General features: G+C 71.7%; 22 protein-coding genes. 1 reads left to right on the top strand and 21 read right to left on the bottom strand.

Annotated elements, in window-relative coordinates; translation table 11 throughout:
- Positions 1 to 12: 12 nt before the first annotated feature.
- The 12 genes from AC5L30_RS19280 to proS form a co-directional block, all read right to left on the bottom strand.
- Entirely contained in the window at positions 13 to 336 is a 324-nt protein-coding gene (locus AC5L30_RS19280; protein WP_007075222.1) for a DUF2469 domain-containing protein, read from the bottom strand.
- Positions 333 to 1,145 (bottom strand): ribonuclease HII, encoded by an 813-nt coding sequence (locus AC5L30_RS19275; RefSeq protein ID WP_494868861.1) that lies wholly within the window; start codon positions 1,143 to 1,145, stop codon positions 333 to 335. Before AC5L30_RS19275 ends, AC5L30_RS19280 begins: the two co-directional genes overlap by 4 nt.
- Entirely contained in the window at positions 1,139 to 1,624 is a 486-nt protein-coding gene (locus tag AC5L30_RS19270; RefSeq protein ID WP_494868859.1) for an NUDIX hydrolase, read from the bottom strand. Before AC5L30_RS19270 ends, AC5L30_RS19275 begins: the two co-directional genes overlap by 7 nt.
- A 47-nt stretch (positions 1,625 to 1,671) precedes the next feature.
- Positions 1,672 to 2,307: a signal peptidase I gene (gene lepB, locus AC5L30_RS19265; protein WP_494868857.1), complete on the bottom strand. Its 636-nt coding sequence runs from the start codon at positions 2,305 to 2,307 to the stop codon at positions 1,672 to 1,674.
- Between the two features lie 10 nt (positions 2,308 to 2,317).
- Positions 2,318 to 3,187: a signal peptidase I gene (lepB, locus tag AC5L30_RS19260; RefSeq protein WP_494868855.1), complete on the bottom strand. Its 870-nt coding sequence runs from the start codon at positions 3,185 to 3,187 to the stop codon at positions 2,318 to 2,320.
- Between the two features lie 181 nt (positions 3,188 to 3,368).
- Positions 3,369 to 3,725 carry a 50S ribosomal protein L19 gene (rplS, locus tag AC5L30_RS19255; protein ID WP_030335223.1) on the bottom strand — a complete coding sequence of 119 codons (357 nt, stop codon included), beginning with the start codon at positions 3,723 to 3,725 and terminating at the stop codon, positions 3,369 to 3,371.
- 143 nt (positions 3,726 to 3,868) lie between these two features.
- Positions 3,869 to 4,642 carry a tRNA (guanosine(37)-N1)-methyltransferase TrmD gene (trmD, locus tag AC5L30_RS19250; RefSeq protein ID WP_124817732.1) on the bottom strand — a complete coding sequence of 258 codons (774 nt, stop codon included), beginning with the start codon at positions 4,640 to 4,642 and terminating at the stop codon, positions 3,869 to 3,871.
- Positions 4,643 to 4,653: 11 nt separating this feature from the next.
- Positions 4,654 to 5,208: a ribosome maturation factor RimM gene (rimM, locus tag AC5L30_RS19245; RefSeq protein WP_494868853.1), complete on the bottom strand. Its 555-nt coding sequence runs from the start codon at positions 5,206 to 5,208 to the stop codon at positions 4,654 to 4,656.
- Entirely contained in the window at positions 5,208 to 5,468 is a 261-nt protein-coding gene (locus AC5L30_RS19240; RefSeq protein ID WP_172862164.1) for an RNA-binding protein, read from the bottom strand. The genes rimM and AC5L30_RS19240 overlap by 1 nt, the downstream gene beginning before the upstream one ends.
- A complete protein-coding gene (rpsP, locus tag AC5L30_RS19235; protein WP_494868851.1) occupies positions 5,443 to 5,970 on the bottom strand; it encodes a 30S ribosomal protein S16 in 528 nt (175 codons plus the stop codon). Before rpsP ends, AC5L30_RS19240 begins: the two co-directional genes overlap by 26 nt.
- Before the next feature lie 229 nt (positions 5,971 to 6,199).
- The gene (locus AC5L30_RS19230) at positions 6,200 to 6,820 is read right to left on the bottom strand and encodes a ribonuclease FAU-1 family protein (protein WP_494868850.1); all 621 of its coding nucleotides are present in this window, start codon (positions 6,818 to 6,820) and stop codon (positions 6,200 to 6,202) included.
- 49 nt (positions 6,821 to 6,869) lie between these two features.
- Complete coding sequence (gene proS / locus AC5L30_RS19225) at positions 6,870 to 8,276, bottom strand: proline--tRNA ligase (protein WP_494868848.1); 1,407 nt, start codon at positions 8,274 to 8,276, stop codon at positions 6,870 to 6,872.
- Positions 8,277 to 8,553: 277 nt separating this feature from the next.
- Here proS and AC5L30_RS19220 point away from each other — a divergent pair, with 277 nt between their 5' ends.
- Positions 8,554 to 9,159, top strand: coding sequence for a TetR/AcrR family transcriptional regulator (locus AC5L30_RS19220; protein ID WP_494868847.1), 606 nt, complete (start codon positions 8,554 to 8,556; stop codon positions 9,157 to 9,159).
- Between the two features lie 408 nt (positions 9,160 to 9,567).
- On the opposite strand, the gene AC5L30_RS19215 is transcribed toward AC5L30_RS19220, so the two are convergent.
- The 9 genes from AC5L30_RS19215 to ftsY all read right to left on the bottom strand — a co-directional run bounded on the left by AC5L30_RS19215 (position 9,568) and on the right by ftsY (position 21,014).
- Complete coding sequence (locus AC5L30_RS19215; RefSeq protein WP_494868845.1) at positions 9,568 to 10,647, bottom strand: amidohydrolase family protein; 1,080 nt, start codon at positions 10,645 to 10,647, stop codon at positions 9,568 to 9,570.
- A 114-nt stretch (positions 10,648 to 10,761) separates the two neighbouring features.
- Entirely contained in the window at positions 10,762 to 12,321 is a 1,560-nt protein-coding gene (gene ffh, locus AC5L30_RS19210; RefSeq protein ID WP_494868843.1) for a signal recognition particle protein, read from the bottom strand.
- Positions 12,322 to 12,435: 114 nt separating this feature from the next.
- Complete coding sequence (locus AC5L30_RS19205; protein WP_124776265.1) at positions 12,436 to 13,092, bottom strand: response regulator transcription factor; 657 nt, start codon at positions 13,090 to 13,092, stop codon at positions 12,436 to 12,438.
- Positions 13,089 to 14,252, bottom strand: coding sequence for a sensor histidine kinase (locus AC5L30_RS19200; protein ID WP_494868840.1), 1,164 nt, complete (start codon positions 14,250 to 14,252; stop codon positions 13,089 to 13,091). The genes AC5L30_RS19205 and AC5L30_RS19200 overlap by 4 nt, the downstream gene beginning before the upstream one ends.
- Before the next feature lie 364 nt (positions 14,253 to 14,616).
- Positions 14,617 to 16,893, bottom strand: coding sequence for a [protein-PII] uridylyltransferase (locus tag AC5L30_RS19195; RefSeq protein WP_494868839.1), 2,277 nt, complete (start codon positions 16,891 to 16,893; stop codon positions 14,617 to 14,619).
- 17 nt (positions 16,894 to 16,910) lie between these two features.
- Complete coding sequence (locus tag AC5L30_RS19190) at positions 16,911 to 17,249, bottom strand: P-II family nitrogen regulator (protein WP_172862163.1); 339 nt, start codon at positions 17,247 to 17,249, stop codon at positions 16,911 to 16,913.
- Between the two features lie 25 nt (positions 17,250 to 17,274).
- Positions 17,275 to 18,687, bottom strand: a complete 1,413-nt coding sequence (locus AC5L30_RS19185; RefSeq protein WP_494868837.1) for an ammonium transporter — start codon at positions 18,685 to 18,687, stop codon at positions 17,275 to 17,277.
- Between the two features lie 275 nt (positions 18,688 to 18,962).
- On the bottom strand, positions 18,963 to 19,826 hold the full coding sequence (locus AC5L30_RS19180; protein WP_181539524.1) for a phosphotransferase: 864 nt from the start codon (positions 19,824 to 19,826) through the stop codon (positions 18,963 to 18,965).
- Between the two features lie 6 nt (positions 19,827 to 19,832).
- A complete protein-coding gene (ftsY, locus tag AC5L30_RS19175) occupies positions 19,833 to 21,014 on the bottom strand; it encodes a signal recognition particle-docking protein FtsY (RefSeq protein WP_494868835.1) in 1,182 nt (393 codons plus the stop codon).
- Between the last annotated feature and the right edge of the window lie 60 nt (positions 21,015 to 21,074).

Genomic DNA, 21,074 nt, shown 5'->3' with positions numbered 1-21,074 from the left:
GCTCGGGTGCGCTCAGCCGCCGAAGCCGGAGTCGGCGGGCAGCGAGATGTCGGGCTTCTCCAACTCCTCGACGTTGACGTCCTTGAAGGTCATCACCCGGACGTTCTTCACGAAGCGGGCGGGACGGTACATGTCCCACACCCAGGCGTCGTGCATCTCGACCTCGAAGTAGACCTCGCCGTCGGAGTTGCGCACGTGCAGGTCGACCTGGTTGGCCAGGTAGAACCGGCGTTCCGTCTCCACCACGTAGGAGAATTGGCGGACAATGTCGCGGTACTCCCGGTAGAGCTGCAGCTCCATCTCGGTCTCGTACTTCTCGAGATCTTCCGCGCTCATCGCACTCCGCCTTCCATGGCCACATCTTCCCCCACCGGCGTCGGAGGCCGAGGCTGCTCGCCCAACGCCACGCCGACGGTACCCCCTGTCGCCCACGAGCGCTCCATCGGCTCATCCGGGGCGTGGCCGCCGGGCCGTCGAGCGCGCGGCGGCCGGCCGTCGCGGCCGGAGACCGCGGCGACATTGACGTACGAGAACCGGTGCTCCCGGCACGGCCCGTGCTCCCGCAGCGCCGCCGAGTGCTCCGGGGTGATGTAGCCCTTGTGCTCGGCGAAGCCGTACGCCGGGTACACCCCGTCCAGCTCCACCATGAGCCGGTCCCGGGTGACCTTGGCGAGCACGCTGGCCGCTGCCACGCACGCGGCCACCCGGTCGCCCTTCCACACCGCCAACCCGGGCACCCCCAGGCCGTCCACGCCGAAGCCGTCGGTCAACACGTACTCCGGGCGGGTGGTGAGCGAGGCGAGCGCCCGGCGCATCGCGGCCAGGTTGCACACGTGCAGACCCCGGGCGTCGACCTCCTCGGCCGGGATGACCACCACGGCGTACGCGAGGGCGCGGTCCACGACCTCCGCGTACACCCGTTCCCGGCTGGCCGGGGTGAGCAGCTTCGAGTCGGCCAGCCCTTCGATCTCGCCGCGCCGCCCCTCGGGCAGCACCGCCGCGGCGGCGACCAGCGGACCAGCGCACGCCCCGCGGCCCGCCTCGTCGGCACCGGCGACGTGCCGGAAGCCACGCCGTTGCAACGCCCGTTCCAGGGCGTACAGGCCGGCCTCGCGGCGCACCACGGTACGTGGCGGGGTCAGCACGACGCCTCGTCCTGGCCGGCGGTGGTCGACTGCCCCAGCCGGGCCAACAGGGCGGGCAGTTCAGGAGGGTAGAACCGGTCACCGCTGGCCGCCAACTCGTCCGGAAGCCACCAGCGGTGGTCGGCGATGCTGCGCCGCTCGATGTCGTTGAAGCCCGTGGTGTCCACCCGCCAGGAGTCCACCCGGAAGAGGAAGAAGTCCTGCTCCTGGCGGTACCAGATGCCGTCGAAGGAGAACTCGGTCGCGTCCGACCAGACCGGCTCGCCCAACTCGGTCGGGTCGAGCCGCAGGCCGGTCTCCTCGGCCAACTCTCGGGCCGCGCCCACCGCCGGGGACTCCAGCGGATCGAGCCCGCCGCCCGGAGTGAACCAGTATCGGTGCCCGGGTCGGGCCGGGTCGAAGCCCTCGAACAGCAGGACCCGGCCGGCCGCGTCGACGAGCAGCACGCGGGCCGCGCGTCGAGGGGTGTAGACGGTCACCGCACCAGCCTGCCAGACCGACGACGGATCGCCCACGCCCCGTCGGCCTACGGCTTGGGAATGCCGTCGAACCCGTCGGGCACGGTCAGCCAGGTGGCCCGGTTGACCGGCCAGAAGACGGTGAACGCCCGCCCGACCACGTCGTCCTCGGGGATGGTGGCCTCGGTGATGTTCTGCTGGGACTGCTGCCAGTGCTCCAGCGAGTCGCCGGAGGCCGAACGGTGGTCGCCCATCACCCACAGCCGGCCCTTCGGCACGGTGATGTCGAACTCCTGGTCGGCGGCCTTGTCGCGAATCCCGTCCATGGAGAAGATGTACGGCTCGTCCAGCGACTTGCCGTTGATCATCAACCGTTCCTCCGGGTCGCAGCAGACCACGTGGTCGCCGGGGATGCCGATCACCCGCTTGATGAAGTCCTCACCGTCGGGGTTACCGCTCCACGCGGTCGGCGCCTTGAACACGATCACCTCGCCGCGATGCGGCGACCGGAAGTCGTAGACCAGCTTGTTGACAAGCACCCGGTCATCGATCTTGAGGGTGTTTTCCATGGACGGGGAGGGGATGAAGAAGGTCTGCAGCACGAAGGCGCGGACCAGCACCGCGACCAGGATCGCCACACCCAGCAGGATCGGCAGCTCCTTCCAGAAGGAGCTGCGCGGCTTGTCGGTCTGCTCGTCAATCACGCCAAGGAGCCTACGTTGCCCGGCTGGACGGCACCGTCCGGAACGCGCGGGAACCACGGAGCGCGGCTGCCAACGGAAGCATCAGCAGCACCCCGCCCTGCGGAGTCGGTCGCACCGGCGGCGCGGCGGGGGCCGCCGTGGCCGGCCCGGAGACGTCCTCGAACGTCGACGGCACCGACAGCGCACTCCACCGCGACGACGGCCAGACCACCATGAAGGCCCGGCCGACCACGTTGTCGATCGGCACCGGCCCCTGGCAACGCGCGTCCTGGGAAACCTCGCGGTGGTCGCCCAGCACGAAGATCTGACCGGGCGGCACGACGATCTCGTCGAAGCGCCGGGAGCGACACTCCGCCGGGTTGGGCGGCAGGTCCAGTGGCGAGTCCCGCAGGACGTACGACTCGTTGAGCGGCGTGCCGTTGACGGTCACCCGCCCCTGACTGTCGCAGCACTTGACCCGGTCACCGGGGAGACCGATCACCCGCTTGATGAAGTCCTTCTCACCGGGGCGGCTCACCCCGACCAGGTCGCCGACGGTGCGGGCGAGCCGGCCGGCGACACCGGGCTTCGGCTGCTCGTCGACCTGCGGCGCCCAGCGGTCGGTGCCCCGGAAGACCACCACCTCGCCGCGCAGCGGGTCACGAACGTCGTAGACGACCTTGTTGACCAGCACCCGGTCACCGACGAGGAGGGTGTCCTCCATCGAGCCGGACGGGATGAAGAACGCCTGGAGCAGGAAGGTGCGGATCAGCACCGCGAGGCAGAACGCGACCACCAGCAGCAGCGGCAACTCCTGCCAGAGGGGCATCTGCCGGCGGGGGCGGCGAGCCCGTCGGCGCCACGGATCGACGGTGCCGTCCTCGTCAAGCGTCTGCACCACGCCACTCCCCGGTCCGCAGAAACACCACCGCCCGGGAGCCTCGTCGAGGCTCCACGGGCGGTAGTGGACAACTGCCCGCCACGTGGGCGGGACCGCCGCCTCGCTGCGCCCGTACGACCAGGGTAGTGCGCTCTGGTCGGTACGGCATACGCGCAGCTCGGGCGGCGTGGCGGGCGGGAAGTCAGCTGGGCTGCTTCTCCCGCTTCTCCTTGATCTTGGCCTTCTTGCCGCGCAGCTCGCGCAGGTAGTAGAGCTTGGCGCGACGCACGTCACCGCGGGTCACGACCTCGATCCGGTCGATACCCGGGCCGTTGAGCGGGTAGGTCCGCTCGACGCCGACACCGAAGCTGACCTTGCGGACCGAGAAGGTCTCGCGCAGACCGTCACCCTGGCGGCGGATCACGACGCCCTGGAAGATCTGGACACGGGACCGGTTGCCCTCGACGACGCGGGCGTGCACCTTGACGGTGTCACCGGCCCGGAAGTCGGGAAGGTCGGTCCGCTTCGACTGGGCGTCAAGGGCGTCCAGGATGTTCATCGCTGCGTCCTCGTAAGGCTCACGGCGCACCGTCACTCGGTGCGCGGGTGGGTGATTCTGATTCCCGGGTGGTGATCGGCGGACCGACCCCGGTCGGGGATCCTCGCAGCCGACCGCGGGCGCGGACGGATGCGGCAACCCCCCTACTTTGCCACATCCCCCGGTGGAGGTTGAAATCCGGCCTGGTCCAGGGCCGCGATGTCCCGTTTGTCGAGCCGATCGGCCGGCAGCGCAGCGAGCAGGTCCGGACGGCGGGCAGCCGTGCGCAGCAGACCCTCCTCGCGCCGCCAGCGGGCGATCTTGCCGTGGTCACCGGAGCGGAGCACCTCCGGCACGTCGTGCCCACGCCAACTCGGCGGCTTGGTGTAGATCGGCGCCTCCAGCAGCCCGTGCGCGTGCGACTCCTCGTCCAGCGAGCCCGCGTTGCCCAGCACCCCCGGCAGCAGCCGGGTGACCGCCTCCAGCATCACCAGGACCGCGACCTCGCCGCCGAAGAGCACGTAGTCACCGAGCGACACCTCGGTGACCGGCATCCGGGTGGCGGCGTGCGCCAGGACCCGCTGGTCGATCCCCTCGTAGCGGCCGCAGGCGAAGAGCAGATGCGACTCGGCCGCCAACTCGTACGCCATGGCCTGGGTGAACGGGGCACCGGCCGGCGACGGCACCAGCAGCCGGGGTGGCGGGGCGTCGACCGGCGCGAGGGCGTCCAGTGCCTCACCCCACGGCTCCGGACGCATCACCATTCCCGGCCCGCCGCCGTAGGGGGTGTCGTCGACAGTGCGGTGCACGTCGTGGGTCCAGGTCCGCAGGTCGTGCACGGCAAGCTGGAGTACGCCGTTGGCCCGCGCCCGTCCGATCAGCGACAGGTCCAGCGGGGCGAAGTACTCCGGAAAGATCGACACGACGTCGACGCGCATGCGGGCTGGTCCTAAAGGTCGAGCAGTCCGGCTGGCGGGTCGACGATCACACGTCCGCCGGCCAGGTCGACCTCCGGAACGATCGCCCGGACGAACGGGATCAACGCGGTACGCCCCTCGGGACGCCGCAGCACCAGCAGATCGGACGAGGGTGCGTGGTCGATGCGGGCGACCTCGCCCAGGCGTTCGCCGGCCGGGGTCACCACGGCCAACCCGACCAGCTGGTGGTCGTGGAACTCCTCCGGGTCGTCCGGTGGGGCCACGTCGGCGCTGTCCACCACGAGCAGCGTCCCGCGCAGCGCCTCGGCGGTGTTGCGGTCCAGGATGCCCTCGAACGCGATCAGCACCCGACCCTGGTGGAAACGGGCTTCCTCGATGGTCAGCTCCGCTGGAACCTGGAACGGCACCCCGGGCTCATCGGTGGCTGGAGGGGGTGTCGCCCCCGGCTCAGTGCGCAGCACTGTACCGGGGGCGAACCGTGCCTCGGGCTCGTCGGTCCGCACCTCCACGGTGACCTCACCGCGGACACCGTGCGGCTTGCCGATCCTGCCGACGACGAGCTGCATCAGTACGAGTCGACGATGTCGACGCGAACCCCGCGACCGCCGATGGAGCCGATCACCTGGCGCAGCGCCTTGGCGGTCCGGCCGGACCGCCCGATCACAGTGCCGAGGTCCTCGGGGTGCACGCGGACTTCGAGCCGCTTGCCCCGACGGGAATCGACCATCCGCACCCGGACGTCGTCCGGGTGGTCGACGATGCCCTTGACCAGGTGCTCCAACGCCGGACGCAGTGGCATGTCAGGCCTGCTCACCGGCGTCGGCAGCGGCCGGGGCCTCGGCCGGAGCCTCGGTCTTCGGAGCCTCGGTCTTCGGCGCCTCGGCCGGAGCCTCGGTCTTCGGCGCCTCGGCCGGAGCCTCAGCCTTCGGAGCCTCGGCAGCCTTGGCGGCCTTCTTGGCCGGCTTGGCCGGGGTCTCCGGGGCGAGCCCGGCGGCGGCCTTCGCCTCAGCCTCGTACGCCGCCTTGCGGTCGGCCCGCTCGGGGGCGACCAGGAGCGGCGGCGGGGCCGGCAGGCCCTTGTACTTCTGCCAGTCACCGGTCAGCTCCAGCAGCCGCTGCACCGCCTCGCTCGGCTGAGCGCCGACGGACAGCCAGTACTGGACCCGCTCCGACTTGACCTCGATGATCGAGGGGTCTTCCTTGGGCTGGTAAACCCCGACGAACTCGATCGCCCGGCCGTCGCGCTTGGTGCGCGAGTCGGCGATGACGATGCGGTACTGCGGGTTGCGGATCTTGCCCATCCGCAGGAGCCGGATCTTTACGGCCACAGTTGTTTCGCTCCTGTTGCGATCTCACCGGCCCAAACGGGCGGTGTGCATGGGTGAGCGCCGACCGGCACAGTGGGGTTGGGCCGGAGACTACTCGGTGGACTGGCGACGTGCCCGGGTTAGAGGGCGCCGGACGCGCGCCGGATACCAGCGACCTATTCTGCCAGATCCGATGCCGATCTCCCGCATCGGACCCGTACACCGCGTTGTCGGTGACCTGGGATACCGCTCAGCGCACCGGCGGACGATCCCATCCCGGCGGCAGCTTGTCCGGTATGCCCCACTCCGGTGGGGGCGTGAAGTCACACCAGGTGCCGTCGAACGGGAACTCGCCGGCCTCGGCGAGCGCGATCACCCGCTCCCCCTCGGCGCGGACCGCCTTCTCGTCGGTCACCCAGTAGTCGGCGCCGAAGGCGAGCCGCTCGACGAACTCGTCCTCGTCCTTCCACTCCCAGCTGAGATCCGGCCACACCACCACGTCCAGGTCCTGATCCACCACGTCGACGCCGGCCACCGGGCCGTCGTCCCAGCGGACACCCGGCTCCTCCAGGTTGACGTACCAGTGGGCGAACTCGCCCTGCGCGTCCCGGAACCACCAGACGGAGTGCGCCTCCCCCGTGGGCAGGAACTTCAGCAGCGGCGGGCCGTTCCAACGGCCCTCCGCCAACCGGTACGCCGACGAGACCCACTCGGCGAACGGCATCGCCCGCATCCCCACCCCGGCCTCGGTCACCTCGTGGGCCACCGGCGAGTCCCGGGCGATCCACACCAGCAACCCTCGATCGTCGTCGCTGACCACGCGAGCCGGCCGGACCCACCCGATCCGGCCGTGCCGCACGTTCCGGTGCATGATCAGCCGACCCGGCTCGAACCGGTCGACAGGGTTACCCGGCCGCACGTCAGTAGGCGCGGGCGAGGATGGCGACCAGATCGGTCTCGTCCTCCGAGTCCGGTACCGAACCGTCGGCGCGCAGCAGGCAGCGCACCGTGACGCCCTGACCGTTCGCCTCCGCCTCGCCGGCCACGCCGACCGCCGACCACGGCACCCGCGCCCAGCCGGTGGCGGCGGCCTCGATGGCCTCGGCCAGGGTGGCCACCTCCACCGTGCGCGACTCCCGGTTGGCCAGCGCCTGGTCGTGCAGCACCTGCTGGTCGGTCTCCAGGGCGGCCAGCACCGCGGCGACCACGTCCGCCACCGGCGTCGGGGTCTTCGAGCCGTCGGTCCGACGCACCACCACCGCGTTACCGGCGGCCAGGTCACGAGGGCCGACCTCCACGCGTACCGGATAGCCGCGCAGCTCGGCGTCGACGGCCCGGCGGCCGAACGGGGTGTCGGTCCGGTCGTCGAGCGCGACCCGGACACCGGCGTCGCGCAGGCCGTCGCGCAGCTTGGCCGCCGCCTCGCCGACGCCGTCACCGTCCTTGACGATCATGACGTACGCCTGGATCGGCGCCAGCTTCGGCGGCACGCGCAGGCCGTTGTCGTCGCCGTGCGCCATGATCAGGCCACCCAACATCCGGGTGGACGTGCCCCAGGAGGTGGTCCAGGCGTGCTCCCGGCCGCCCTCCTTGGAGGAGTAGCTGATGTCGAACGCCTTGGCGAAGTTCTGGCCCAGCTCGTGGCTGGTGCCCAGCTGCAACGCCTTGCCGTCGCCCATCATGCCTTCGCAGGTGTACGTGGCCGTCGCGCCGGCGAAGCGCTCACGCGCCGTCTTCAGGCCGACCACCACCGGAATGCCGATCACGTTGACCATCAGGTCCTCGTACGCCTCGTGCAGAATCCGCCGCGCGTACGCCCGGGCGTCCTCGCGGGTGGCGTGCGCGGTGTGCCCCTCCTGCCAGAGGAACTCGCTGGTACGCAGGAAGATCCGCGGACGGAGCTCCCACCGGACCACGTTCGCCCACTGGTTGAGCAGCAGCGGCAGATCCCGGTACGAGTCGATCCACTTGGCCATGAACTCGCCGATGACCGTCTCGCTGGTCGGCCGCACCACCACCGGCTCGGCCAGGGGCTTGCCACCACCGTGGGTGACGACCGCCAGCTCCGGCGAGAAGCCCTCGACGTGCTGCGCCTCGCGCTTGAGGTAGCTCTCGGGGATGAACAACGGGAAGTACGCGTTCTCCGCACCCGCCGCCTTGATCCGAGCGTCCATCTCAGCCTGCATACGCTCCCAGATGGCGTAGCCGGCCGGTCGGATGACCATGGTGCCGCGAACCGGGCCGTTGTCGGCCAGCTTCGCCTTGGCGATCAGGTCCTGGTACCAGCGGGGGAAATCCTCCGCACGGGGAGTGAGCACGCGTGCCATGACCGCACATCCTATGCGCCACGCGGGCGGACACCGCGTCCGGGAGTCGCCACGCCGTGCCGGGGCCGCACTCCCGCGCCGCGCTGTGCCGCTCCGCTGACGGGCCGCGACGACGCCGGGCAAGCCGACAGCGCGGGGCGAGCCGGCGGCCGACCGCGCCCGGCAGGCCGAACAGGCCGAACCGGCCGGCGATGCTGGGCGAGCCGGCGGGCCGACAGCGCGGGGCGAGTTGGCGAGGCTGGGCGGGCCGAGGGCGCGCCCGTAGAATTCGACCACCATGGCCACATCGACGGACTCCCCGCGCCAGCGGCTGCGGGACACGATCGTCGACGCTGCCCGTGCGCGGACGATCGCCGCCGGATGGGACGCGGTCCGGATGGGCGGAGTGGCCACCACGGCCGGGGTGAGCCGGCAGACCGTCTACAACGAGTTCGGTAGCAAGGCGGGCCTCGCCGAAGCGCTCGCCCGCTCCGAGGTGGACCGGTTCGTCGGCGACGTTCGCGACGCGCTGCTCGCCCACGGCTCCGACGTACGGGCCGGCGCGTACGCCGCCATCGCGCACACCCTCCGCACGGCGGCGGAAAACCCCCTGGTCAAGGCGATCCTGACCAGCGCCCGGGGTGGGTCGAACGAGCTGCTGCCGTACCTCACCACCCGAGCCGAGGTGGTGCTCACCGAGGCGTCCGGCGCGCTGATCGACTGGGCCGGCGACCACCTGCCCGGGGCGGACCAGGCCGCGCTGGCCTTCGCCGCCGACACCATCGTCCGCCTGGTGGTCAGCCATATCGTGCTCCCCCGCGAACCGATCGAGCAGACCGCCACGGCCCTCACCAACCTCGCCGTACGCCTCTTCAGCGCCACCGCCACCCGCCCAGCCCCCTGATTCCGCCCGCCGCACCCCCGTGCGCGCCGCGCCCGCTCGCCCACTGCCCCGCGCGCGTCCGCCCCTGACCGCACCCCGCACCCCGCACCTCGCACCCCGCCTCAAGCACCCGGCACCCGGCACCCGGCACCAAGATCTGAGCAAATTCCCTGATGTTGCGTAGATCTTGGTGATTGGCCCGCATTGATCTCGTCACGCACCAAGATCGTGCTCGATCCTGGATGTAGTGGCATCCCCTCAACGCCGAGGCCACTACATCCTGATTCGAGCGCGATCTTGCGCCGCACACGACGCGGATCAGCACGGCACGCGGCCCGACCCGACGCGGCCCAGCCCGGCAGCCCGGCACAGCCCGGCGCAGCCCGGCCCAGCGCAGCCTGCGGCGACGCCGAGCAGGGCTCGCGGAGGTCAGCGGATGACGCGGCCGCGGAGGATCGTGCGGGACGGGGCGCGGACGACGCGCAGGTCGCGGCGGGGGTCTTCGGGGTAGACGGTCAGGTCGGCGAGGCCGCCCTCGATCAGACCGGGGAAGCCGAGCCATTCGCGGGCGCCCCAGGAGGCGGCGGCGAGTACGTCGGTGGGTGCCATGCCGGCTCGTTCGTGCAGCAGCAGCATCTCCTCTGCGGCCAGCCCGTGGTCGATGCCGCCACCGGCGTCAGTGCCCACATAGATTGGCACCCCTGCCTCGTGCGCGGCGCGCACCACCTCGGGGAAGCCGTCGCGCAGCGCGAGCATGTGCTCGGCGTACCCGGGGAACTTACCCCGCGCCTGTTCGGCGATTCCCCCGAAGGTGGCGATGTTGATCATTGTGGGGACCAGCGCGGTGCCCTGGCGGGCCATCTCGTCGATCAGGTCGAGGCTCAACCCGGTGCCGTGCTCCACCGAGTCGACGCCGGCCCGCACCATGATCTCGACGGCTGATTCGGAGAAGGTGTGCACCGCGGCGCGTACCCCGGCGTCGTGCGCCGCTCGCACGGCGGCGGTGAGGGTGTCCGCGTCCCAGGCCGGCGCCAGGTCGCCGACGCCCCGGTCGATCCAGTCGCCGACCAGTTTGACCCAGCCGTTGCCGGCCCGCGCCTGCGCCGCCACCGTGGCCGCCACGTCCGTGGCGTCGACCTCCACGCCGATGTCGCGCAGGTAGCGCTTCGGCGGGGCGACGTGCTGGCCCGCGCGGGCCAGCCGCGGCAGGTCCGGCTCGTCGTCCAGTTCGGGGTACGGGTACGGCGAGCCGGCGTCGCGGATCGCCAGCACCCCGGCGTCCCGGTCGGTGTGGGCCAGCTCGCGGGCCTGGTCGAGCGAGGTGATCGGAGCGCCACCTCGGGCGATGCCGATGTGGCAGTGCGCGTCGACCAGCCCCGGCAGGACGAAACCGCCGTCGACGACGGTCTCCGCTCCCGGCACCGGGGTGAAGGTCACCCGGTCCCCGACCAGCCAGAGATCCCGGACCTCGTCGTCGGGGAGCAGCACACCGCGCACATGAAGAGCCATGCCCACAGTCCTACCCGATCACTCCCGGTCAGCGGCGAGCAGGTCGTTCAGTGTCGGCCGGCCCACCGAGACCTGCCAGGCAGGGAGGACGTCGCCCGACCTCACCGACACACCTCAGCGGGGGCGGTTGTCGCCGCCCTTGCCGAGCTTGTTGAAGTCGATCTTCGGGAGCTTGAAGCCGGGCGGAAGACCCTGGCCAGCGGCGAGGTCGTTCGGGTCCATCCCCGGCGGGAGCTGCGGCATGCCACCCGGGAACCCACCCGGGATGCCGGCGCCGGCCCCGGTACGCGGACGACCGCCGCCCTTGGTGCCCTTGCGCTTGTTCTTCGGCGACTTGGTCGCCTTGCGGCGGCCGCCGCCGGGCAGGCCCATCATGCCGCCCATCTGCTTCATCATCTTCTGCGCGTCGGCGAAGCGGTTGAGCAGCTGGTTGACGTCCATCACGGTGACCCCGGAGCCGTTGGCGATGCGCGCCCGGCGGGAACCGTTGATGATCTTCGGGTTGGTCCGCTCGCCCGGGGTCATCGACCGGATGATCGCGGTGACCCGGTCGAAGTGACTGTCGTCCAAGTCGGCGAGCTGGTCCTTCATCTGCCCCATGCCGGGCATCATGGCCAGCACGTTGGCGATCGGGCCCATCCGCCGCACCGCGATGAGCTGGTCGAGGAAGTCATCCAGGGTGAACTGCTCACCGCCCATCAGCTTGGCGGTCATCTTCTCCTTCTGATCGGAGTCGAAGGCCTGCTCGGCCTGCTCGATCAGAGTGAGGACGTCGCCCATGCCGAGGATCCGGCTGGCCATCCGGTCGGGGTGGAAGACGTCGAAGTCTTCCAGTTTCTCACCGGTGGAGGCGAACAGGATCGGCTGTCCGGTGACCTCGCGGACCGACAGCGCGGCACCACCGCGGGCGTCGCCGTCGAGCTTGGAGAGCACCACGCCGGTGATGCCGACACCGTCGCGGAACGCCTCGGCGGTGCGGACGGCGTCCTGACCGACCATCGCGTCGATGACGAAGATGACCTCGTCCGGCGAGACGGCGTCGCGGATGTCGGCGGCCTGCTGCATCATCTCGGCGTCGATACCCAGCCGGCCGGCGGTGTCGACGATGACGATGTCGCGAGCGGCGCGCTTCGCGTGCTCGATCGACGCGCGGGCCACCTGCACCGGGTCGCCGGTGCCGTTGCCGGGCTCCGGGGCGTACACCTCGACACCGGCCCGACCACCGAGCACCTGGAGCTGCCCGACGGCGTTGGGACGCTGGAGGTCGGCGGCGACCAGCAGCGGCTGGTGCCCCTGGCCCTTGAGCCAGCGGGCCAGCTTGCCGGCGAGGGTCGTCTTACCGGAACCCTGGAGGCCGGCCAGCATGATCACCGTCGGCGGCTGCTTGGCGAACTGGAGCCGTCGCCCCTCGCCACCGAGCACCTTGATCAGCTCTTCGTTGACGATCTTGATGATCTGCTGGGCCGGGTTCAGCGCCTGGGAGACCTCGGCGCTGCGGGCCCGCTCCTTGACGGCCGCGATGAAGCCCTTGACCACCGGCAGCGCGACGTCCGCCTCCAGCAGCGCGAGGCGAATCTCGCGCGCGGTGGCGTCGATGTCGGCGTCGGTGAGCCGCCCCTTGCCGCGGAGCTTGGTGAAGATCCCGGACAGGCGGTCACTCAAGGTGTCAAACACGCGAACATCCCGTTTGTCAGTGTTCCGGCGGGCACAACGCGGCCGGCACTGCGGAGTCCGGCCACCGCTAGGGTAGCCGCCCGGCCGCAGGGCCGCTGTCGCCCGGCCCGGGCCTCACCCCGACACCAACCCCGACTGGTACGCGAACACGACGAGCTGGGCCCGATCCCGGGCTCCCAGCTTGCCCATCGCCCGGCTGACGTGGGTCCGCGCGGTCGCCGGGCTGACCACCAACTGGGCGGCGATCTCCTCGTTGTTCAGGCCCTCACCGACCAGGCCGACAACCTGACGCTCCCGATCGGTCAGCGTGTCCAGTCGGGGGTGCGGACGAAGCACCCGGGACGGCCGGGTGGCGAACTCCCGCACCACCCGACGGGTCACCGACGGCGACAGCAGCGCCTCCCCCTCGGCGACCAGCCGGATCGCGCGCAGCAGCTCGGCCGGTCTGGTGTCCTTGGTGAGGAACCCGCTCGCACCGTGCCGCAGCGCGTCGAAGACGTACTCGTCCAGCTCGAAGGTGGTGAGCACCACCACCCGGGTACCGGTCAGATCAGGGTCGGCGACGATACGGCGGGTCGCCTCGATGCCGTCGATACCGGGCATCCGGATGTCCATCAGCACCACGTCCGGCCGTTCCCGACGCGCCAACTCGACCGCCCGCAGCCCGTCGGACGCCTCACCGGCCAGCGCCAGGTCGTCCTCGCTCTCCACCAGCGCGCGCAGCCCGAGCCGGACCAGGTCCTGGTCGTCGGCGATCAGCACCCGGATCATGTGGCCGGCTCCACCGGCAGCCCGGCGTACACCCGGAAACCCCCCCCGGCGCGCGGCCCGGTGGTCAACCGCCCGCCCAGCGCCGCGACCCGCTCCCGCATCCCGGCCAGTCCGTGACCGCCCTCGTCGTCGGCCGGATCGGTCCCGGCGCGGCCCGTCCCCATCCCCCGGTCGGTGACCTCGACGGTCACCTCGCCCTCGCGGTAGTCCACGGTCACCTCGGCGCTCGCCACCCCCGCGTGACGCAGCACGTTGGTCAACGCCTCCTGCACCACCCGGTACGCGGCCAGGTCGACCGCGGCCGGCAGCTCCCGGGGGTCACCGAGCACGCGTACCTCGACCGCGAGCCCAGCCCCGGCGAGCCGGTCGCGCAGCGCGGGGAGCCGGGCCAGGCCGGGTACCGGCTCGCGCTCGGCACCCCGCCGCACCGCGCCCAGGGTGACCCGCAACTCGTCCAGGGCCTCGCGGCTGGTCCGGCTGATCGCGGTCAGGGCCACCTCCGCCTGCTCCGGCCGCTTCGGCAGCAGATGCAGGGCAATCTCCGCCTGCATGCTGATCGCGGCGAGTCCGTGCCCCACCACGTCGTGCACCTCCTGCGCGATGCGCAGCCGCTCCTCGTCGGCCTGCCGTCGCGCCTGTTCGGCACGGCTGCGGGCCTCTTCGGCACGGGTGCGCGCGGCCGCCTCCCGAGTCACCCGTACCACCACCCCCACCGCGAACGGTACGACCACCCAGGCCGACGCGGGCAGCACTCCCGCCCAACCCGGCGCCGGCCCCCGGCCGAAGAAGACGTGCGCCAACAACAGGACGAACGCGCCACCGGTGGCGAGCGCCGCCGGGCGCACCGGCAGCCACACCGCCACGGTGTACACCGCGACCAGGAAGATGACCAGAATCGGCCCGTACGGATAGCCGACCAGCAGGTACGTCGAGGTGACCACGGTGACCACGGCGAGGGTGACGACCGGGGCGCGCCGCCGGACCAGCAGGGCGAGCGCGGCGACGGCGATCAGCACCCGACAGGCGGCGTCCACCGGCCTCGACCCCGGCTGGTTGTCCCCGGCCAGACCGGTGGCGAGCAGCCCGAACCCGAGCAGCACCAGGGCGAGCGCGGCATCTGCCGCCGCCTCCGGCCACCGCCCCTGCCCAGCTCGTCGCATGGCCGTCATTCTGCCCGCGCCGACGCCGCTCGACGTGCGTCCACGAGCGGCACCGCTCCTACGCCCCCGGACGTACCCGCCGCCGCAACCCGCCCCGCCGGCCCCGCTGCCTGCCCGGCCGGTTACGGCACCCGTTCACCGGCGGCGCTCGCCGGCAGCGGCCAGCGGAGGTGACAGACGTCGGCGGATAACGGTTGGCGACGGACACCGCGGAGAGCGTTATACCTCAGAGGTATAAATATGCCTGAGCGGTATAACGCTAAAAGGGCACGAGGGCTGGCGGGTCCGCTTCACGGCTCAGGGCCCCGGGCGGCAGGGCCGCGCGGTCGCCGAGGAGAGCCGGTAACCGCAGAGGCAGCACGGATCAGACGGCGGCGAGGACCGCGGCCTCCAGGCGGGCCCGGGTGGCGTCGTCCGGCCAGCCACCGACCAGGTAGAAGGCGTCGACCACGTCGGCGCCGAGGGTGGAGATGCGGGCCGCGCGGACCAGGGCGCCGGCCTCGTCGAGCGCGCAGGCGACTCGGTAGAGCAAGCCGGCGGCGTCGGCGGCGCGCAGTTCCAGCAGTACGGCGTCGGTGGCCGCCTCGCGGTGCCAGACCACTCGTGGAGCCGCGCCACCGCCCCGGCTGGCGAGCGCACGGCCGCGCAGCCGTTGGGTGACCGACACGTCGCCGGCGACAGCCCGGCGCAGGTCGGCGCGGAGCGGGACCGGGTCCGGCGGGAGGCCGTAGCGGGGCTGCACCCGGCATTCGACCAAAGCCCGGCCGTCGACGGCGGAGGCGTCCGCGGAGATCACCTCCAGCCGGTGCAGCGCCAGGCAGCCGGCCACCGTGGCGAGCAGACCCCGCCGGTCGGCAGCCGCGACCGACACCCGGTCGCCGGTCAGGTGGATCACCGGCAGTGGCCCGGCCAGCAGCTCCGGGTCCGGGGCGGGCGGCTCGGGGAGTACGCCGGTGTCCAGCGCGGTGCGAACCCGGGCGACCAGCTCGGCGACGAGCCTGCCCTTCCAGTCGGACCAGGCCGCCGGCCCGGTCGCCGCCGCGTCGGCGCGGACCAGCGCGTGCAGCACGTCGAGGGTGCCGGTGTCACCGACCGCCTCGGCCACCGAGGCGATGGTGACCGGGTCGGCCAGGTCCCGGCGGGTGGCCACGTCGGGCAGCAGCAGGTGCAGCTGGACCAGCTTGCCGATCAACTCGACCTCCGGGGCGGGCAGACCGACCCTGGTGGCCACCGCCTGGGCAACCGGCACACCGACGGTGCTGTGGTCACCGGGGAGGCCCTTGCCGATGTCGTGCAGGAGTGCGCCCAGGAGCAGCAGGTCGGGGCGCTCCACCTCGCGGGCGTGCCGGCTGGCCTCGTGCGCGGTCTGTACGAGGTGGCGGTCGAGGGTGAAGCGGTGCACCGGGTTGTGCTGGGGCAGGCTGCGCAGCCGGGTCCACTCGGGCAGCCAACCGTCGACCAGCCCGTACCGGTCGCAGGTCTCCCAGGCCGGCACCAGGCCGGCACCGGCGCCGAGCAGGGTGATCAGCGCGGCCCGGGCCTCGGCCGGCCAGGGGGCGGGCAGTGGCGGGCAGTACGCCGCCAGCCACTCGCAGGTGGCCCGTGCGATGGGGATTCGGGTCGTGGCCGACGCGGCGGCCACCCGCAGCGAGAGGCTCGGGTCGGGTCGTGCGCCGATCGCCGTGCGGGCGAGCACCAGCTCGCCGTCGTGTTCCACCACGTCGCGGGCGACCGGGCGGCGGGCCGGGCGGCCGTTCCCGCCCCGGGAGCGGCCGGAGCGCAGCCGGTCGGCGGCCCGGAAGGCGTCGTCCAGGGCGTGGCTGACCGTGCGGGCGTCACCGGCGACCCGGCGTAGCAGCGCGTCGCCGTCGTCCTGCCCGAGCAGATTGGCCACACCGTCGCGCTCCTGGGCGACCAGCCGGTCGACCCGTCGGCCGACCTGCTGGTGCAGGGCGTCGCGGGTGTCCAACAGGCGCAGGTGGGCGGCGCGTACGGCGGGACGCAGCGCGTCGGTGATGCCGGCGGCGGAGATCGCCCGCAGCAGCCCCACGTCGCGCAGACCACCGGCGGCCTCCTTGAGGTCGCCCTCCAGCAGGAACGCCAGCTCGCCGTGGGCCTGCCAGCGGGCCTCGGTGACCTCCCGCAGGCCGGGCAGGTGCCGGACCGCCGTGCGCCGCCAGTGATCGGCGGCGGTGCGGATCAGCGCGTCGGCCAGCGCCTGGTCTCCCACGATCAGCCGGGCGTCGAGCAGCCCGAGGGCGACCTTGACGTCGTCCTGGGCCACCGAGAGCGCCTCGGCGACGGTGCGTACCGAATGGTCGAGGCGCAGGCCCGCGTCCCAGATCGGGTACCAGACCGAGGCGGCCAACTCGTCCGTGCCGGGCACCCCGGCGTGCACCAACACCAGGTCGAGGTCGCCGTACGGGGCGCACTGTCGCCGACCCAACCCCCCGACGGCCAGCAGCGCCACCCCGTCCCGCGCAGGCAACAACCCCCGCAAGAACGAGTCGTACGCGGCGGCCCGCCCCCGCCGGGCCGCTTCCCCGATCCCCCCGGGAACGCCGACGACCTCGTTGATCAAGAGGTTCGCGTCGCCGTCATCGGCGGGTCCTGACGCGTTCTTCTTGATCAACGAGGTCATGTCAGTCGTGGCCGAGGTCAGAGTGCGTCGAGGCCGCGCTCGCCGGTACGTACCCGGACGACCTCTTCGACACCGGTGACCCAGACCTTGCCGTCACCGATCTTGCCCGTGCGGGCCGCCCCGACGATCGCGTCCACCACCTTGTCGACGTCGATCTCGTCGGTGAGCACCTCGACCCGGATCTTGGGCAGGAACTCGACCGTGTACTCGGCACCCCGGTAGACCTCGGTGTGCCCCTTCTGCCGCCCGTACCCCTGAACCTCGCTGACGGTCAGCCCGGCCACCCCGAGGGCGTGCAGGGCCTCCTTCACCGCGTCCAGCTGGTACGGCTTGATGACTGCGGTCACCAGCTTCATGTCCAACCCCTCCATCCCAGGAACGTTAACCGGCGACCTTTTCGCTGACCGGCTCGGCGGGCTCCGCCTCCGGCTTGGCACCACTCGTCGCGCCACCACCGGGGGTGCCGATGCCGGCCATCGCGAACGCGCTGCCCGTGCCGCCGCCGGCCGGGGACAGGTCGTAGCTGCTCTCGGCGTGCTCGGCGATGTCGATGCCCTCGACCTCCGCCTCACCCTTGACGCGGAAGCCGATCGTCTTCTCGATGACGAAGGCGAGCACCCAGGCGATGCCGAACGACCAGGCGGTGACGATCAGGCCGGCGAGGGCCTGCCGGCCGAGCTGGGTCGCGCCGCCGCCGTAGAAGAGGCCGTCGGAGGCGCCCACCACGTCGGTGATCGCCGCGTTGACCGAGTTGGTGGCGAAGAGGCCGAGCCAGAGCGAGCCGATCCAACCACCGACGAAGTGCACGCCGACCACGTCGAGCGAGTCGTCGTAGCCGAGCTTGTACTTCAGGCTGACGGCGAGCGCGCACACCGCGCCGGCGACGACGCCGAGCAGGACGGACGCCCACGGTGCGATGAAGCCACACGCCGGGGTGATGGCGACCAGGCCGGCGATGGCACCGGACGAGGCACCGACCATCGTCGGCTTACGGGTCTTGACCCACTCGACCGCGATCCAGCCGAGCACCGCCGCCGCCGTGGCGAGCTGGGTGTTGATGAAGGCGAGGCCGGCGACCGAGTCGACGGTCAGCTCCGAGCCGGCGTTGAACCCGAACCAGCCGAACCACAGCAGACCCGCACCGAGCGCCACCAACGGGATGTTGTGCGGCTTCATGCCCTCACGCGGCCAACCGAGCCGCTTGCCGAGCACCAGCACCACGGCCAGGGCCGCCGCACCGGCGTTGATGTGCACCGCGGTTCCACCGGCGAAGTCCAGTGCGTGGATGTCGCCGCCGATGATGCCGCCGCCCCACACCCAGTGCGCGACCGGGAAGTAGACCAGGGTGGCCCAGCCGAAGGCGAACAGCAGCCAGCCGGCGAACTTGGCCCGGTCGGCGATGGCGCCGCTGATCAGCGCGACGGTGATCACCGCGAAGACCATCTGGAAGGCCATGAACACGTAGAGCGGGACCCCGATGCCGCTGGGGTTCTCCGCCGTGGCACCCCACAGGTCGGTTTCGGCGAGGAAGGTCTTGGTGCCGAGGTACGCGCCCGGGTCGCCCCAGAAGCCGTTCACGTCGGCCCCGAAGGCGACGCTGAATCCGTAGAACCACCACAGAATAGAGATGAGCCCGATAGCGGAGAAGCTCATCATCATCATGTTGAGTACGCCCTTGGCCCGGTTGAGGCCGCCGTAGAACAGCGCCAGTCCGGGGGTCATGAGCAGCACGAGCGCGGTCGAAACCAGCAGCCACGTGGTATTGGCGCCGTCGATCGTCGGTGCTTCAGGCACGCTGGCCTCCTAAAGGTGAAGTCCTCCTTCGCGGCTTTCCGGGGCAGCGTCGCCCGTAGGCCGGTTGCGCGGAAGCTTCGCGGCCGGCTGTTTCACTTTGGGTCCCGTGCGGGTTTCCGTTTCGTGACGGGTTGTTTCGGACGTGTCACGAACTCCGCACAGTCAGCAGCATGGACGAAGGTGGGTCGACCGGACGGCGAACGTCGATGGCTGACCGGTCAGCGACATCGACCGGTGCGTTTGCCGGGCCCGGCCGAGCATCGACCGACCGGCGCTCAGCGGAGGGCGTTCTCCAGGGCGTGCCGCTCGTAGTCGAGCAGCCGCAGATCGCGCATCGGTCGACGCAGGTGCCCCTTGTGCACGATCCGGACGAACGCCGGCTCACCGGCGGCTGCCATCCGGCGGATCCCCTCGACGTGGTCCACGATCCGTTTGCGGATGGTCCGGATCAGCCGGTGCCGGTCCCGTGGGATCAGCCCGTACGCGTCGGCGAAGAGCCGGAGCCGGCGCGGCCGGTCCGGGTGCTTCCAGCCCAGCGTGATCGAGTCGCGGTCCGCGAAGATCGGCACCCAGGTCCAGGCCGCGTACGCCACGTCGTAGATCCGCGCCCCGGGCGAGGCGAGGTCGAAGTCGATCAGCCCGAGGGTGCCGTCCGGACGCCAGATCACGTTGTGCGGCGCGGCGTCGTGGTGGCAGATCACCTCGGTGTCCGGTGGTGGGGGCCCGAACGAGCGCCAGACCGCCGCCTGCGGAGGGGTGAAGCCGTACTGCGCGTCGTGGAACATCCGCAGCATGGTGGCGACGGTGACCAGGGCCTCGTCGGTCACCCAGTGCGGGGCGAGTGGATATTCTCCGCACTCCCCCTCCAGGTACGACAGCACCTCACGGTTGCGTTCGTCCATCCCGAGCGCCCGAGGGGCGCCGGTGAACCCCACGTACTCCAGGTGGCGCAGCAGCGCGTGCACGGACGGGGTCCACGGCCCGGCGTTGCGCCGGACGGTGTCACCCACTCGGACAACGGTGCTCACGTTGCCGCCGTGCAGCGGGATCTCCTGCGAGGTCACGTACGGCCTCCCGAGGCGCTGCGAAGGATGGCCGGGGTCGCGCCAGCCCGCGTACGCGCGATCGTCAGTGGTCACCCGAGACTACGCGTCCCGGCCGGTGGCCTCGGTCCCCAGCAACGCGTCAACGAACTGCGCCGGGTCGAACGGGGCCAGGTCGTCCTTGCCTTCGCCGAGGCCGACCAGCTTCACGGGGATGCCGAGCTTGCGCTGCACGGCGATCACGATTCCGCCCTTGGCGGTGCCGTCGAGCTTGGTCAGCACCACCCCGGTCACGTTGACCACCTCGGTGAAGACCCGGGCCTGCTCCAGGCCGTTCTGCCCGGTGGTGGCATCCAGGATGAGCAGCGTCTCGTCGATCGGGCCCTGCTTCTCCACCACGCGCTTGACCTTGCCCAGCTCGTCCATCAGGCCGACCTTGTTCTGCAGGCGGCCCGCGGTGTCGATGAGCACGGTGTCCACGCCGGTGTCGATGCCGCGCTTGACGGCGTCGAAGGCGACGCTGGCCGGGTCGGCGGCCTCGGGCCCCCGGACGGTCTCCGCACCGACGCGCGAGCCCCAGGTTTCCAGTTGGTCGGCCGCGGCGGCCCGGAAGGTGTCCGCGGCGCCGAGCAGCACGCTGCGACCGTCGGCCACCAGCACCCGAGCGATCTTGCCGCAGGTGGTGGTCTTGCCGGCGCCGTTGACGCCGACGACCAGGACCACCGCCGGCACGCCGTCCTTGGGGGCGGTCCGCAACGAGCGGTCCAGGCTCGGGTCGAGCGCGTTGACCAGCTCGGCGGCGAGCAGTGCCCGCAGTTCGAACGCCGAGCGGGTGCCGAGCACCCGGGTGCGCTCGCGGAGCCGGTCGACGATGTCGCGGGTGGCGTCGACGCCGACATCGGCGGTGATCAGGCTGTCCTCGATCTCCTCCCAGACGTCCTCGTCGAGGTGATCGCGAGCGAGCAGGCCGAGCAGGCCCTTGCCGAACACGTTCTGTGAGCGGGACAGCCGCGAGCGGAGCCGGACCAGCCGCCCGGCGGTCGGCTCGGGGACCTCCACCTGCGGTTCGAGCACCGGTGGCGGTTCGACCAGGACGCCGGTGGACAGATCGGACTCCGGTGCCTCGACCGGCGGGCCGGCGAGATCCTCCTCGGCCCTGGTGTCGACCTCGGTGCGCGGCAGCGGGGGCTCGGGCCGCCGCCGCAATCGCGGCACGACCAGCCCGACTGTGCCGGCGATCAACACACCGAGCAGGACCAGAGCGAGGACGAGATATTCGGCCATGCCGGAATCCTGTCAGATGCGGACGGCGGCGTCCCAGCCACCGCACCCCGAGCGGTGCCC

It is taken from the genome of Micromonospora sp. BQ32, from assembly GCF_059358895.1.
This window is presented reverse-complemented; position numbering and strand designations above follow the sequence as displayed.

Coding starts and splice junctions, on each gene's coding strand:
- AC5L30_RS19280 (WP_007075222.1), bottom strand. CDS start 336: ATGAGCGCGGAAGATCTCGAGAAGTACGAGACCGAGATGGAGCTGCAG.
- rplS (WP_030335223.1), bottom strand. CDS start 3,725: ATGAACATCCTGGACGCCCTTGACGCCCAGTCGAAGCGGACCGACCTT.
- trmD (WP_124817732.1), bottom strand. CDS start 4,642: ATGCGCGTCGACGTCGTGTCGATCTTTCCGGAGTACTTCGCCCCGCTG.
- rimM (WP_494868853.1), bottom strand. CDS start 5,208: ATGCAGCTCGTCGTCGGCAGGATCGGCAAGCCGCACGGTGTCCGCGGT.
- AC5L30_RS19230 (WP_494868850.1), bottom strand. CDS start 6,820: ATGCACCGGAACGTGCGGCACGGCCGGATCGGGTGGGTCCGGCCGGCT.
- proS (WP_494868848.1), bottom strand. CDS start 8,276: ATGGCACGCGTGCTCACTCCCCGTGCGGAGGATTTCCCCCGCTGGTAC.
- AC5L30_RS19220 (WP_494868847.1), top strand. CDS start 8,554: ATGGCCACATCGACGGACTCCCCGCGCCAGCGGCTGCGGGACACGATC.
- AC5L30_RS19215 (WP_494868845.1), bottom strand. CDS start 10,647: ATGGCTCTTCATGTGCGCGGTGTGCTGCTCCCCGACGACGAGGTCCGG.
- AC5L30_RS19205 (WP_124776265.1), bottom strand. CDS start 13,092: ATGATCCGGGTGCTGATCGCCGACGACCAGGACCTGGTCCGGCTCGGG.
- AC5L30_RS19200 (WP_494868840.1), bottom strand. CDS start 14,252: ATGCGACGAGCTGGGCAGGGGCGGTGGCCGGAGGCGGCGGCAGATGCC.
- AC5L30_RS19195 (WP_494868839.1), bottom strand. CDS start 16,893: ATGACCTCGTTGATCAAGAAGAACGCGTCAGGACCCGCCGATGACGGC.
- AC5L30_RS19190 (WP_172862163.1), bottom strand. CDS start 17,249: ATGAAGCTGGTGACCGCAGTCATCAAGCCGTACCAGCTGGACGCGGTG.
- ftsY (WP_494868835.1), bottom strand. CDS start 21,014: ATGGCCGAATATCTCGTCCTCGCTCTGGTCCTGCTCGGTGTGTTGATC.